Source organism: Crocinitomix algicola (assembly GCF_001661595.2).
Lineage (GTDB): Bacteria > Bacteroidota > Bacteroidia > Flavobacteriales_D > Crocinitomicaceae > Crocinitomix > Crocinitomix algicola.
The window spans coordinates 34,787-48,123 of the sequence record NZ_LYPF02000028.1 but is presented as its reverse complement, the minus strand read 5'-3'; the positions used below and the strand labels follow the sequence as shown (position 1 = coordinate 48,123).

The 13,337-nt window shown below is 37.4% G+C and carries 13 protein-coding genes; 5 read left to right on the top strand and 8 right to left on the bottom strand.

The window, feature by feature from the left end:
• Position 1: 1 nt before the first annotated feature.
• Together A8143_RS15425 and A8143_RS15420 are read right to left on the bottom strand one after the other, a co-directional pair.
• Entirely contained in the window at positions 2-577 is a 576-nt protein-coding gene (locus A8143_RS15425; protein ID WP_066759845.1) for a tetratricopeptide repeat protein, read from the bottom strand.
• Positions 578-587: 10 nt separating this feature from the next.
• Positions 588-1,016, bottom strand: coding sequence for a RidA family protein (locus A8143_RS15420; RefSeq protein ID WP_066759844.1), 429 nt, complete (start codon positions 1,014-1,016; stop codon positions 588-590).
• A 123-nt stretch (positions 1,017-1,139) separates the two neighbouring features.
• Here A8143_RS15420 and A8143_RS15415 point away from each other — a divergent pair, with 123 nt between their 5' ends.
• The 4 genes from A8143_RS15415 to A8143_RS15400 all read left to right on the top strand — a co-directional run bounded on the left by A8143_RS15415 (position 1,140) and on the right by A8143_RS15400 (position 6,450).
• Positions 1,140-1,595, top strand: a complete 456-nt coding sequence (locus A8143_RS15415) for a hypothetical protein (RefSeq protein ID WP_066759843.1) — start codon at positions 1,140-1,142, stop codon at positions 1,593-1,595.
• Between the two features lie 126 nt (positions 1,596-1,721).
• Positions 1,722-2,408 carry an energy transducer TonB gene (locus tag A8143_RS15410; protein ID WP_066759842.1) on the top strand — a complete coding sequence of 229 codons (687 nt, stop codon included), beginning with the start codon at positions 1,722-1,724 and terminating at the stop codon, positions 2,406-2,408.
• A 307-nt stretch (positions 2,409-2,715) separates the two neighbouring features.
• The gene (locus A8143_RS15405; RefSeq protein ID WP_139134393.1) at positions 2,716-3,066 is read left to right on the top strand and encodes a hypothetical protein; all 351 of its coding nucleotides are present in this window, start codon (positions 2,716-2,718) and stop codon (positions 3,064-3,066) included.
• A gap of 9 nt (positions 3,067-3,075) precedes the next feature.
• Positions 3,076-6,450 (top strand): PKD domain-containing protein, encoded by a 3,375-nt coding sequence (locus A8143_RS15400; protein ID WP_083261416.1) that lies wholly within the window; start codon positions 3,076-3,078, stop codon positions 6,448-6,450.
• A 182-nt stretch (positions 6,451-6,632) separates the two neighbouring features.
• On the opposite strand, the gene A8143_RS15395 is transcribed toward A8143_RS15400, so the two are convergent.
• The 5 genes from A8143_RS15395 to kynU all read right to left on the bottom strand — a co-directional run bounded on the left by A8143_RS15395 (position 6,633) and on the right by kynU (position 11,152).
• Complete coding sequence (locus tag A8143_RS15395) at positions 6,633-7,013, bottom strand: hypothetical protein (RefSeq protein ID WP_139134392.1); 381 nt, start codon at positions 7,011-7,013, stop codon at positions 6,633-6,635.
• A gap of 345 nt (positions 7,014-7,358) precedes the next feature.
• Positions 7,359-8,195, bottom strand: a complete 837-nt coding sequence (locus A8143_RS15390; RefSeq protein ID WP_139134391.1) for a hypothetical protein — start codon at positions 8,193-8,195, stop codon at positions 7,359-7,361.
• Position 8,196: 1 nt separating this feature from the next.
• Positions 8,197-9,552 (bottom strand): FAD-dependent oxidoreductase, encoded by a 1,356-nt coding sequence (locus tag A8143_RS15385; RefSeq protein ID WP_066759835.1) that lies wholly within the window; start codon positions 9,550-9,552, stop codon positions 8,197-8,199.
• Between the two features lie 6 nt (positions 9,553-9,558).
• A complete protein-coding gene (locus A8143_RS15380; protein WP_066759827.1) occupies positions 9,559-9,867 on the bottom strand; it encodes a hypothetical protein in 309 nt (102 codons plus the stop codon).
• A gap of 1 nt (position 9,868) precedes the next feature.
• Complete coding sequence (gene kynU / locus A8143_RS15375) at positions 9,869-11,152, bottom strand: kynureninase (protein WP_066759825.1); 1,284 nt, start codon at positions 11,150-11,152, stop codon at positions 9,869-9,871.
• 64 nt (positions 11,153-11,216) lie between these two features.
• Here kynU and hemL point away from each other — a divergent pair, with 64 nt between their 5' ends.
• Positions 11,217-12,512, top strand: a complete 1,296-nt coding sequence (hemL, locus tag A8143_RS15370; RefSeq protein WP_217494822.1) for a glutamate-1-semialdehyde 2,1-aminomutase — start codon at positions 11,217-11,219, stop codon at positions 12,510-12,512.
• Here the strand turns inward: hemL and A8143_RS15365 are convergent.
• Complete coding sequence (locus tag A8143_RS15365) at positions 12,500-13,336, bottom strand: UbiA prenyltransferase family protein (protein WP_066759823.1); 837 nt, start codon at positions 13,334-13,336, stop codon at positions 12,500-12,502. The two genes, hemL and A8143_RS15365, sit on opposite strands and share 13 nt — an antisense overlap.
• Position 13,337: the final 1 nt, after the last annotated feature.

Here is a 13,337-nt window from a genome sequence, read left to right as displayed (position 1 = left end):
ATTAGCGCATTTTACCACGTCTGCCTTTGCTCATTTGAGCCATGCGCATTTGGTTTTGAGATGTAGCTCGCCCCATTTGTTTTCGGAGACTTTTAATGTGTTCTGTTAGCATGCCTTTTGAGTCTAGTTTTTTAGCTTCCTTTAGCAATACATCAGCTTCTCTTCTTCGCCCAGTTTGAAGGCATATTGCACCAATATTCATTTTTGCCATGGCTTGGTCATGCTCTTTTTTAAGGCCAATACTTAAGGCTTTTCTAAAAAGTGATTCCACTTGACCCATCGAGGTTGATGTTGATCCCGCTATTGCCGTTAAATAATAAAAATAGGCTCGTTGTCCCTTTAGCAAAAACTGAGGATGCTTAATTCTTCCCAAATATTTTTGCGCTTTTTCCATGTTTTGTTGACGCATTTGAAGAGCAGCAAGAATGAGGTTTTCATTCCTGAAGATGAACAAGCCAATTAAAGCGGTAACAAAAATGAATACTATTCCCCATCCCCATGAACCATCATAGAATAAGAAGATTGTAAAGAAAAGAGAAGAAAGTGTTAATATTGATTTTAGAATTAATCCAATCATGTTTTTTTATTTAATCGATGGTAGCAATACATTTTAATTCAATAGCAATAGGAGTCGGCAGTTTGTTGATTTCGACAGTAGTACGACAAGGTTGATTGTCTTTAAAATATTCTGCATACACCTTATTGTAAACGTGAAAATCTCTATTCATATTTACTAGAAATACTGTTACATCAACAAGGTTCTCCCACGATGACCCCGATGCTTCTAATATCGTTCTTACATTGTCAAAAACAGAACGACATTGTGCTTCAAAATCAAAAGCTTTAAAATTTCCGTTGTGATCAAGTTCTAAACCTGGCACGGCCGAATCATTAGCATTTGAACCAGCAACACGTGGTCCAACTCCAGACAAAAATAATAAGTTTCCTACTTTTCGCGCATGAGGGTAAAGGCCAACAGGTTTGGGTGCATTAGAAGCACTAATTTTTTCTGACATAACTAAAATTTGCTACAAATATATCGATTTACTAAAAGTTGTAAGGACTCACTAATTGTTTTTCTTTTAATTTTACGTTCAGCGGCACGAAGAAAGCAGCTTGAATAATTAAAAATAGGGGTTATGACCACGAATTTAAGACCAAAACATTTGATAATCGCAATTATCGCTTTTTTGCTCATACTCATTGCAGCTTATTTTGGAGCAAGTATTCACAATGCGAAAACAAATGACATAATTGACTACCTAAATGACATGGATAACATTCATTATTATGATGCGGAAATTATTCCTCAATTGAACTTTTCAGCTGCGTTGTTCAGTCTCCCTATCACACTAATTATTTTGGTTTTCGAATTAATTGTTTTACGACAAATTAAGCACAGGGCAGGTAAAAATATTGCTATCGGAACAGTGTTGGCAATTGCTATAATTCTCGTAATCTCATTACTCACATTGTGGCATCCCGAAGATTTTGATTTTAGTCAGTGGGGTTATTTATGGATTGCAATGGGGGCTATCATTCTGGTGGGTAATATTTTATCTTTATTTTTTCAAAGTCCGAAAGAAAAGGTTTAATTGCGCTTAAAGGTTTAACAAATATTTAACGAATACAACTGTTGTAAGTAGTAGTATAACAGCAGGTTAAAGTTTTGGCATAAGTCTTGCAATCACTGCAATATGTTTAATTAAAAACGTATTGAAATGATCGCAAAAAAAAATCGTAAAGTGGACTTGGAAAGAAAACGGTTCGCTTTTTTTCAAATTGGACTTATCGTATCAGGTTCGTTATGTTTAGCAGCATTCGAATACTCGACTATAACTCCAGACCAGAAGCAGGTAAAACGATTGGATGAGCCTGAAGTGCTTTATTTAGATGAACCATTATATGAGCCTGTATTCCATCAACCCAAACAAGAGAAACGATCAAGTATAATTACTCCGGACGATGAACTTATACTTGTTGATAAAGACCCTGTTGATGGCCAACAAATAACTGTTACAAATGAGACTATTGTGATAGGTGATGGAGAAGGCGAGGGAGAGGTAGAAGAAGGCTTTACTTATGTCGTTCCTTCAAATGAAATTTTACCAATATCTCAAGATCCACCAGAATTTCCAGGAGGGGATGCCGCAATGGCACATTTTATTCGCGACAATATTGATATTCCCGAATATGCGCAGTATGAAGAAGGCACCGTGTATGTGGGCTTTGTTGTCAATAGAGATGGTTCGATTGAACAAGTGGTGGTTGAAGGGAGTGTGAATGATGAATTGGATGCTGCTGCTACCGATGTAGTAAAGAAAATGCCGAAATGGAAGCCTGGTAAAAATGCGGGTAAACCAGTTCGTGTGAGATTTACAGTCCCGATTCGTATTAGATTCAGATAATAACCTAGAACACCCACTGAAAAGGTGTAACCTTCTGCGCAATGCAGGGGGTTTTTTTGTTTTACCACGTTAAAAATTCAACAGTTTACCAAACTTTTGTTCGCAAATCTTGAAACGCTTTGTTTTCAACTGTTATACATTAATTTTACGATTTATAAAGTAGGAGAAAATATAGATTTAAGAATTTTTTTACATTCAAGCAACTTTTGGTTGTAGTATGCAGTCTAACCTTATGAATAACGTAAATTCTCTTCGCATTGTAAACATGGATTCGTTGGAATGCGAAGGAGATAATAAAATAAAAACAATGAATAATTTGAAAAAAATCTTCCTAGTTCTGACGCTTGGAGTGGCTTCATTTTCATTTAGTCAGTCTTCTGATGTTGAATATGCTTCCGCGACAATTAATGAATCGTATTGTATCGAATTAGATAGCTCAATTGATTTAAAAGAGTTTTACAGTGCAGATGCTTCTGTTTTTGGATGGACGTCGGCAGTTGATGCTCGCAAACATTGTGGATACCATTCTAACAATTTAGTGACATTAACACCAGATTTCGATAATGGTTTGGTTTTAATTCAAATTCATGCAGATCGAGCAGCTGCGGCATACGATGTTACTTGGTGGAACGAGTATCTTCAATCAATCTGTAAATAATCTTAAAAAATGAGGAATATGTTTTTAGCAAATAAGTTAAAATCCATAATCACTTTGGGGGTTGGACTAATGTTTGGTTTTGCTTCTCACGGTCAGGTTATTGGAGGAAATGCTTACATCATTGGAGATTATGTAAATATTGCAATCGATGGAGCAAAAGGTAAAGAAGGAACGGCCACTGGAGGTGGATTCCACTATAGAGGTGGTGCTCCTGGTACCCCATGTGGATTCGTATCGGATCCGGGTGATACAGGTTGGGATCCGGCTTTACATGATGGGGACTTCTTTACACCGGGTTCTCCAGAGAATGGGTATGGAGTAGAGATTGATGGGGTAAATTATAATAACAATGCAGGCGGTGCTGATGATGATATTGTGCCACATGCAGGTTATCCGCTTTATAGTGAAGAAGGTGATTGTATGTCGGTAGAGTGGCAAGGTGAAGTTGCTGGTGTTGTTGTCAATGTAAAGTATCATTTGGTTAAACATGAATTGTTTTATACCACAGAAATTACAATGTACAACGGATCAGGGAGTGATTTAACAGATGTTTATTATTATCGAAATGTTGACCCGGATAACAACCAATCAATTGGAGGTACTTTCGTAACTACAAATACGATTGTTTCTCAGCCAAGTGGTGATTGTCAAAAATCATTAGTTTCTGCAGAGCAATTCACGCCGCACGATAGTTATTTAGGATTTGGTGCTTTAGGCGATAAATTTAGAGTTTCGCATAAAGGATTTGCGAACAGAAGCGGTTCTGATATATGGAACGCAGCCGGTATTTTAGAGGGAGCAGTAGGAGCAGTTGATGTGGGAGATAGAGCGATTTCTATTGCATACAAAACGGATATTCCTGATAATGATACAGTTAATTTCACCTATGCAATTGTACTGAGTGGAGATGCTGTAGAAGGAGCTTTCTCGAGTTTATATTATATTGACTATGAATCTGCAGGTGGAGTTGGAGGTGGTGTTATCAGCCAATGTAACCCCGTGGTGGATACGGCTCAGTCTTGTCAAGGTAATCCAGTAACTTTAACTGTAGATGGTCCAAATGCAGATGATTATGAATGGGAATGGTCTTCTGATCCGTTTGATCCAGATTTAGAGACAGAAGGGCATACGGTGGTTGTTACGCCAAATGAAACGACAGCGTATACTGTTGTTGGTACACCTATTTCAGATTGTTTGACTGAGTCGATTACAAAAACAATTATTGTGGAGTTTACAGAAGGACCGCAGATTGAAATAGAGGATCCAGGATCATTCTGTGAAGAGTTCGATATTAATGATTTAGTTTTTGAGGATATTAATGGCATTGATAATACGGTGACTTATTTCTTCTCTGAAATGCCGGATAGTGCGAAACAAACTGAACCAATCTTTGAAGGCCCTTTAATGGGACCAGATGATGAAGTTTGGTTGATGATTGGTGATACTGCTGGAGGTTGTTTTGATGCTGTCCTTTTAGAAATTGACTTCGGAGGATTAGGCGCTGCTGGAAATGACACTGCGATCTCACTTTGTGGTACAGATGGAACCTTAATTGATTTACATGATTTAATTACACCTGGTGCTAACCCATTAGGAAGTTTTGAAGAAGAGACTTTCTCAGGGCAATTTAATGAAGCAACAGGCGTATTTGACGTGACTGGATTAGCTGGCGTGTATGAATTTACCTATACAGTGCTTGGTACAGGTGAATGTCCTGATGATTTTGCCACGTTTATTGTTGAAGTATATCCGCAACCTGAAGCTAATTTTGAGTATGAAGTTGATGGTATTTCATCCGCTGAAGGATTGGGTAGTACATGTATCATTAATGAGGTTGATTTTGTAAACTTCTCTACTATCCCTGCTGGTGCTATAGATGATTACTCATGGGATTTTGGTGATGGTTCTACTTCTGCTGCCGAAAATCCTTCACATTTATATTCAGAAGTTGGTGAGTATACGATAACCTTGACGGTAACAACAGATGAAGGTTGTACAAGTACATTTACAAAAGAAATCATCATTTATACTGAACCGATTTTGGACGTGATATTTAATGAGCCAAGTTGCTTTGGATTTAGCGATGGTTCAATCACAGCATTTATCGCTGGAGGAAGTGGAACATTCGATATCGAAATTAAAGATGCTGACGGAACAGTGTTAAACGAAGAAGGTTCAACAACAGCGAATACTCTAGAATCAGGAGTATATTTTATCGAGGTAATGGATGGTTCTGGTTGTTCAGCTTCAGCTACTATTGTACTTAATGATCCTCCTCAATTAGAGGCGTTTTACCGAATTGTAGAGCCGTTGTGTTTTGGTGAATTAGGTCACGTTGTTATTGACTCTGTAAAAGGTGAAGACATTAATAATCCAATGTATTATTTCTGGGCACCTGAGGCAGACGTTGTGAACGGACCTGATGCAGATACAGTGAATATTCCAGCAGGTGATTATGTATTAACCATTAATGATTCAAGAGGATGTTCAAATGTAATTGACATAACAATGAATGAGCCGGATTCGTTATACTTCAATAGTGATACAGGTTATGACCCTGCTTACTGTAGAGTATACGGTTACCAAAATGGAAATGGGCAAGTTTTTGCTTCTGCTTCTGGTGGGACACCTGATTATGATTACTTATGGACTGAAGTTGAAACAGGGAATACTTCTACTGGAACGACATGGGGTGGACGAAATCCTGGTGATTATATTATTACAGCAACTGATAATAATGGATGTGTAATTACAAGAACCATTACAGTTGATTCATTGAATCCAATTGCTGATTTTGACGTAATTTCTGATCAATTAAATGCGGATTTAAAAGGAACAGCACCAGTTGAAGTTTCATTTGAAAACAAGTCATTGTATTTCGCGAATCCTTTGAATCCTTTAGCAGATACAACATTCTTCTGGTCATTGGATACACCGGGTTCAGGTTGGTATTTGTCACATAATTATTTCGAAATTATGGATACGACTTATGAAGCAAGAGGAGAGTCTTATTTAGTAGATGTTTGTTTAGTTGCACAAAATAAAAATGGATGTTCAGATACGACGTGTAAGATTATCGAAGTATTTGAGCCAATAAGATTTGTGGATGTTAATACATTCTCACCGAATGGTGACGGTATAAACGACGTGTTTACCTTCTCATTTAATTCTGCATCTATTTCATCTTTTGAATGTGTGATTGTGAACAGATGGGGTGTAGAAGTTGGTCGAATTACAAATATAAACGATGGATGGGATGGAACTGATAAATCAGGGTCACCTTGTAAAAATGGTGTTTACTTCTATTCATATTCTGCAGTAACAGATAACGGTGAAGAGTTTGCCGGACAAGGTAACTTACACATTGTAGGAACCGAAGAATAAAGAAACCTATAAACAAATAATTAAGGGCTGTTCATTACTAAATGGACAGTCCTTTTTTTGTGCTAATTTTCTTTAAATGGTGGTAAGAAGTAGTATTTCGTTTTAGTGAAGTGTATAAATAAGGATGCCTTAACTACGAACGTTGACTGAGCAAAGTAACATTTGTTGAGACGAGTAATGTCCTAAGGTTCTACTTCTGTTATCCACTTTAGTTCGCGGTTGGTTTTACTCACGGAAAGGTAGAAAACGGGATTTTCAGATCCTGATCCACGGTATTTGAATAGCACCGCAGTTTCCTGATCCTCATAAAGAATACAATATCCAGGAGAACCTATTTCCCTTATATCAATTAAATGGATATTATTCATTGAGTCAGTTAAATGAATGCATTCGTAAATAGTGTTATGGGATAGTGTTAAAATGTTTCCAGAAGTCAAAGTGTCCTGACTAGCAATAATACTAGCATAATTCTTATTGAACATGTTGGTGTTGGCTGGCCATTGACTATAGCTAAAATTAAAGTATAAGACTTGAAAACAGCAATACAATATAGTACGTTTCATATTGCAATTTAAACAGCATTTTTATAGCATTAATACATGTATGTATCAGGAAAGGGTATTATCTATTATTCGTTTCGATAGAAGTAAAATTTGCTCATGACATCAGTAAGGGTGAATGCTAAGGCAATTCCATTTTTACATGAAATTAAAAGTGTTGAAAATTGAGATTAGGTATGAATGAATAAGACGTTTAAATTACCGTAGCTCGCTATTAAATCCTGCGTTAGAGATTGGAGTGGATAGCCCGCAAACGTTGCAGACGTTGAGGACTATGAGCGGAAAGCTCGCCGATTTTTGCATCCGTTATCGGTGCAAAAACGGAACGCCCATAAAGAATAAAAAGACTTATTCCATTTGAAACTGATCTGATTGCCTTTGACCGTCAACGCTAAACACTTTAGGGCAACCTGATTTTGGCCACAACCATGCCATTTTTAAAGAAACAATTAACGGTTGGTAGCGACTGTTAAACCACTTATGAGATGGATTAAAATCATTAAACTCCAGTACAGTTAAAATTGGGGTTTGGATGGTTGGCACAAAAAACAATCCGTCTTTTACTTTAAAACCAAAACCAAAGGTGTAGTGCAGTTGCCCAACGAGTTTACTTTGATTATCCGAAGGTAAGGGGGATAAGTATTTACCGGTTGCCTGATGGTCTTTACCACCATAGATTCGATAGTCTAGATTAATACCGATGGATTGATCAATAAAATTCCATTTTGACAATTGCCAAACGTTATGAATGCCACCTCGAACGAAAACTGAACCGAAATTAAAACTGCCACGATCGACGATAGGGTCTAGGTTGAACTTTTCTTGCCCCCCGAAATGCTTAATACCAATACCCCAATCAACGTAATGAGCTGCTTTTCTTATTTTACGAAACAAATGTTCCATTCCACCTTCGAGATAATAACCGGGTAATCCTGTAGGTGTTAAATCATAAAGTTGGTCTTTATCGTTCGGGTTATTACCGATCATGTAGGTAACTCCAGCGTTAACGTGCCAACCAATTGGTCGGTAATGACTATTGCTATGACTGTAAATAGCGTCTTGTCGGTTGGCGCTCCACTGGTTGCCGCTATTTCTTTCTTTATGTCTCTTTTCAATACCTCCGCCTATTTGACTGAAGGTAGGGGCGGAACAGAGTATTGCTAAAAGTAAATAAAGACTTTTCATGTTAGGCATCGATTAGGTTTAATATTGCATTTTCAATTTCTTGACTGTCCCAAACCTCATTGATATCTGCTCTATTCATGACTTTTTTCATGATTTCATCTTGTTTGACACCAGCATTCCAAGCATCCGAATAACGGATGTTTGAAAAGGAAACTTGGCTGTATAACGGCATCCATTTGTTTGGGTACAATTGACTGAAACGAGCTTCAATTTTTTTCTGCAATAAAAAGAGTGGGTCGGCGACATAATCTCGCATAACGTAGTAATTATGTTTTGATAATTCTTGAAGCGCATCCCCATCTGGTTTACGGTTTATTTGATATTCTTTAAAAACAAGAGGCCAGTCAATTTGACCATCTTTTTGGTGTTTTTCCATGAGCTGATTCATCACCGTGCAATCTTCGAATCCTCCGTTCATACCTTGTCCATAGAAAGGTACTGTTCCATGAGCGGCATCCCCCATCAAGGCAAATTTTCCTTTTGTCCATGGGTAACACCTTACTATTGATAAAGAAGATAGTGGATTTTGATGCCAGCTTTCTAATAAGTTGGGGCAGAGTTCATAGAAATCGGGAAAAGTTTCTTTGAAAAAGTCAATTACTGCTTCGTCGTTTGTTAATGTTTCAAATGATTTTTCGCCCTCAAATGGCATAAAAAGTGTACAGGTAAAACTACCGTCTTCGTTTGGTAGCGCTATTAGCATAAATCGACCTCTAGGCCAGATGTGCAATGCATTTTTTTCTAATTTATAGGTGCCATCTTCGTTGGCTGGCAACAGTAACTCTTTATAACCATCATCAATAAAATCTTGACTATAGTCAAAGCGATCGGTTTTTTGCATGGCTTGGTAACGAACGGCCGAAAATGCTCCGTCACAGGCGAATACAACATCAGCTTGATCTTGAAATTTTTCACCTGTTTCTGTGTTTTCAAGGTATACAATACCGGCCGCTAAATCAGCACCAATACACTTGGCGTTGTATTGAATTTTGGTGTTCCCTTTTTCTTCAGCAATATCCATCATTCGAGCGTTTAATCCACCTCGAGAGACTGAATAAATGGCTTGGTCCTCTTTTCCATAGGGCTGATAAGTAGTGTCACCATCAACTGCGTGCATAATACGACCAGACATAGGAATAGCAATTTCATCGACTGCATCTTCAATACCTGCTCCTTTTAAAGCGGTCCAACCGCGAACAGATAAGGCTAAATTAATCGACTTTCCTGCTGATATCTCAGCTTTTCGTATGTCTGAACGGCGTTCGTATATTCTTATTTTATAACCTGCTTTTGCAAGGTATACAGCCCAAAGTGAACCTACTAAACCTGCTCCAACAATAATGGCATTTTTTTCCATGCGTTTTTATTTTTTTCTCCAATGCTTTTGAAAACGTGAATCACTAAACATGTCTTGTCGTTTACTTACATTTCTACGACTAAAGACTGCGCTAATTCGCCATAAAAAAATTCCTACAAAAAGTATAGCAACAACTTGCATCATGAGCTTCATCATTGGCATTGCTTCACTAGCTGTTCCACTTAAGTATTGGCGAATTACTTCGGGATCATAAGACAAATTTTCTTGCGCTAAGGTGTCCAGTTCAATTGCAAAACTATTTGACATCCCTCCTAAAACAAAGAAAACAGCGATATGTTTAATTTTTAATCTCAAATTATTGGTTTATTGCTTTTTCTAAACATTCGGAAAAACGATAAACATCTTCAAATGAATTGTAAAGTGGTACAGGGGCAATACGAATTACATTTGGTTCACGCCAATCTGCAATAACCCCCATTTTGGTAATGGCATCAAACAAGGGTTTACCCATGCCATGTGCTAAAATAGAGAGCTGTGCTCCGCGTTGAGTTTCGTTTTTTGGTGTGATAATTTCAAACGTACAGGCATCACCTAATCGATCAGATATATCATTGATTAAAAATTCGAGATAATTGGTGAGGTCTTTTCTTTTTTCAATTAATGCATCCATTCCAACTTCATCAAAAATATCAAGTGAAGCCAAATGTGCAGCCATTCCAAGAACGGGAGCATTACTTAATTGCCAACCTTCTGCACCAGGAATAGGTTGGAAGCCAGGTTCCATCAAAAATCGAGTTTCTTTATCGTGTCCCCACCAACCTGCAAATCGCGGTAGTTCTTTATTATGAGCATGTTTTTCGTGAACAAATAAGCCAGAAACACCACCAGGGCTTGAGTTTAGGTATTTATAAGAGCACCATGCTGCAAAATCAACACCCCATTTGTGGAGCTCTAACTTTACATTACCAGCTGCATGAGCCAAGTCAAATCCTACAAAAGCGCCAACATTATGCCCGGCTTTCGTAATTTTCTCCATGTCAAATAATTGGCCCGTATAATAATTTACACCACCAATCATTACCATAGCAAGACTTTCGCCAGCCTCATTAATTGCCGCGATAATATCCTCTTCATGAATAAGGTGCTCCCCTTCTCTTGGTCCTACTTCAATGATGGCTTCTTCAGGTTTGCGTCCGTGAAATTTTGCTTGAGATTCTAACGCGTATTGATCCGAAGGAAAGGCTTTTTTCTCACAAATGATTTTGTATCGTGTCTCCGTAGGTTGATAAAACGAAGCCATTAATAAATGCAAATTTGTGGTCAAACTATGTGTAATAACAACTTCTAAAGGTTGAGCACCAACAATTTTCGCAGCCTTTTCGGTCAAAAATTCGTGATAAGAAAACCAAGGTTTCTCAGCTTCGAAATGTCCTTCAACACCCCAGTTTTTCCATGCTTCTAATTCTTTATCAATATATTCTTTCGTAGATTTAGGTTGTAGTCCTAAAGAGTTTCCAGTGAAGTAAATAGTTTCTATTCCGTTAATTACTGGAATATGAAATTTAGAACGATAAGGATTTAAAGGGTCTTTTTTATCTTTTTCTTTCGCGAATTCTAGCGAATTTTTGTATGCTACCATTGTTTGTACTAGTTTTGCAATTGCAATTTATTCAAAGATACTAACATTGATAAAAAAGGCTATGATATCTCGTAACAAATCTGAACAACTATTCGAAAATGCAAAAGAACTTTTCCCAGGTGGTGTAAATTCTCCTGTTCGTGCTTTTAAGTCGGTAGACGGCGCTCCATTATTCATTAAAAAAGGAGATGGCTGTAGAATTTGGGATGAGGATGACAATGAATTTATCGATTTTTGTTGCAGTTGGGGACCTTTAATTTTGGGTCATAATAATTCGGCTGTTCGAACTAAAATAGAGGAGGTTTTACAGAACGGGACTTCTTTTGGAGCGCCAACTGTATTGGAGAATGAATTGGGTAAATTGATCATTGATAATAACCCATTTATCGATAAAATTAGATTTGTAAGTTCAGGAACAGAAGCAGTAATGTCTGGGATTCGTTTAGCGCGTGGCTATACGGGGAGAGATAAAGTTGTAAAATTTGAAGGTTGCTATCATGGACATGTTGATTCGATGCTGGTTAAAGCCGGTTCGGGCCTTGTAACTTTTGGCACATCTTCTTCGGCGGGTGTACCGGAAAGTTTTTCACAAGAAACTATTGTATTGCCACTTAATGATGAGGAAGCAGTTAAGAATTGCATTGCGGAACATGGTAAAGATATTGCGTGTATTATCATAGAACCAATACCTGCTAACAACGGTTTGCTACTTCAAGAGAAATCGTTTTTGAAATTTCTTCGTTCAATCTGCACAGCGCATGATATTTTGTTGTTTTTTGATGAAGTAATAAGTGGATTTAGAGTAGCATTTGCGGGTGCGGCAGAATATTATGGGATTCAACCTGATATTATGACGTATGGAAAAATTATAGGAGGAGGTTTACCGGTAGGGGCCTATGCAGCTTCTAATAAAATTATGGGACATGTTTCTCCGTTAGGAGATGTTTATCAAGCTGGAACCTTGAGTGGTAATCCAGTAGCAATGGCGGCCGGAATAGCTCAAATTAAAGCTTGTTTGGCAGATGGTTTTTACGAAGATCAAGAAGAGCGCACCAAATATTTTACGGGTACAATTAACGATTATGCTAAATCAAATGATTATCCTTTCGAGCTTGTTTCTATTGGATCAATTTTTTGGTTGACTTTTGGTGAACATGATGCGATAAGAAAGGCGGATCAAATAGATCCTGCGACCATGGTTGATTTTAAAACAATCCATAGTTTATTGTTGGATAATGGGGTTTATATCGGACCGAGCGGTTATGAAGTTGGATTTGTTTCAAAAGCTCATACAATGGATGATTTAAAACAGGCGGCGTCAATTTTCTGTGCTGTTTTAGATCAGGTCTATAAACCGTAAAGCGCCAAGTATAACAAGAGCGGTTGTAGGATAAGTAAACCGTCTATCAAAAATGAAAAATAAAGGTCTTTTCGTGGTTTGATACTGCCAATTAGCAAAATCGTTGCCATGATACTGTTAATGCCCAATAACCAAATAGAATGGTTGGTGACAGATAGAAGCAGGAGAAGGTTGAATAAAACCAGTAGAATTGCAAGTCCAATCGCAGGTTTAATTCCGATTAATTGAGGAATGGTTTTTTTATTCGTTTCGTCTAATTGAATGTCCCGTATGTCAAAGGGAATTGTAATTCCGATGACATACAAAAGGTTTGCGAAAAATAGGGTCTCAGGAAATTTTAATGTTGAGGAATTAAGATTTAAATAAGGCAGTACCGTTGTAATGCTTACCCAAACTAATCCAATTAAAAATATTTTAATTCCAGGAACATCTCTAAGGTTCGTATTCGTTTTACCAGGTAATTTTACAATATAGAAAACTGAAATTAGGCCTGCAAAGATTAAAAGTAGGTAGGTGGATGGTTGAACGTTTAGGGCAGTAATGATTAATCCAATTGCTGAGCTAATGATGATAATTTTCACGGTTGTTGGATGAGATTGCATCCAAATTAGGCGATTGTTATTGAGCTTAGTTTGTTGAATTATTTTTACAGAGCGCTGAAAAGTGTAGGTAAGAATTGTACCGAAAAAAGCGAATAGAATGATATTTAAGTTTGGTTTTAGCTCGTAGATAAGGTAGAATTGCCACGAAAAACATGCCGACCCAAATCCAATCCATAAATTTGAATAAACTAGAAATTGTATGAATTGTTGGAGTGATCGCAAG

Bases quoted from the DNA above. Each gene is read 5' to 3' on its own strand.
- A8143_RS15385 (WP_066759835.1), bottom strand. From the start codon at position 9,552: ATGGAAAAAAATGCCATTATTGTTGGAGCAGGTTTAGTAGGTTCACTT.
- A8143_RS15425 (WP_066759845.1), bottom strand. From the start codon at position 577: ATGATTGGATTAATTCTAAAATCAATATTAACACTTTCTTCTCTTTTC.
- A8143_RS15420 (WP_066759844.1), bottom strand. From the start codon at position 1,016: ATGTCAGAAAAAATTAGTGCTTCTAATGCACCCAAACCTGTTGGCCTT.
- A8143_RS15400 (WP_083261416.1), top strand. From the start codon at position 3,076: ATGAGGAATATGTTTTTAGCAAATAAGTTAAAATCCATAATCACTTTG.
- A8143_RS15415 (WP_066759843.1), top strand. From the start codon at position 1,140: ATGACCACGAATTTAAGACCAAAACATTTGATAATCGCAATTATCGCT.
- kynU (WP_066759825.1), bottom strand. From the start codon at position 11,152: ATGGTAGCATACAAAAATTCGCTAGAATTCGCGAAAGAAAAAGATAAA.
- A8143_RS15405 (WP_139134393.1), top strand. From the start codon at position 2,716: ATGAATAATTTGAAAAAAATCTTCCTAGTTCTGACGCTTGGAGTGGCT.
- A8143_RS15395 (WP_139134392.1), bottom strand. From the start codon at position 7,013: ATGAAACGTACTATATTGTATTGCTGTTTTCAAGTCTTATACTTTAAT.
- A8143_RS15390 (WP_139134391.1), bottom strand. From the start codon at position 8,195: ATGAAAAGTCTTTATTTACTTTTAGCAATACTCTGTTCCGCCCCTACC.
- A8143_RS15410 (WP_066759842.1), top strand. From the start codon at position 1,722: ATGATCGCAAAAAAAAATCGTAAAGTGGACTTGGAAAGAAAACGGTTC.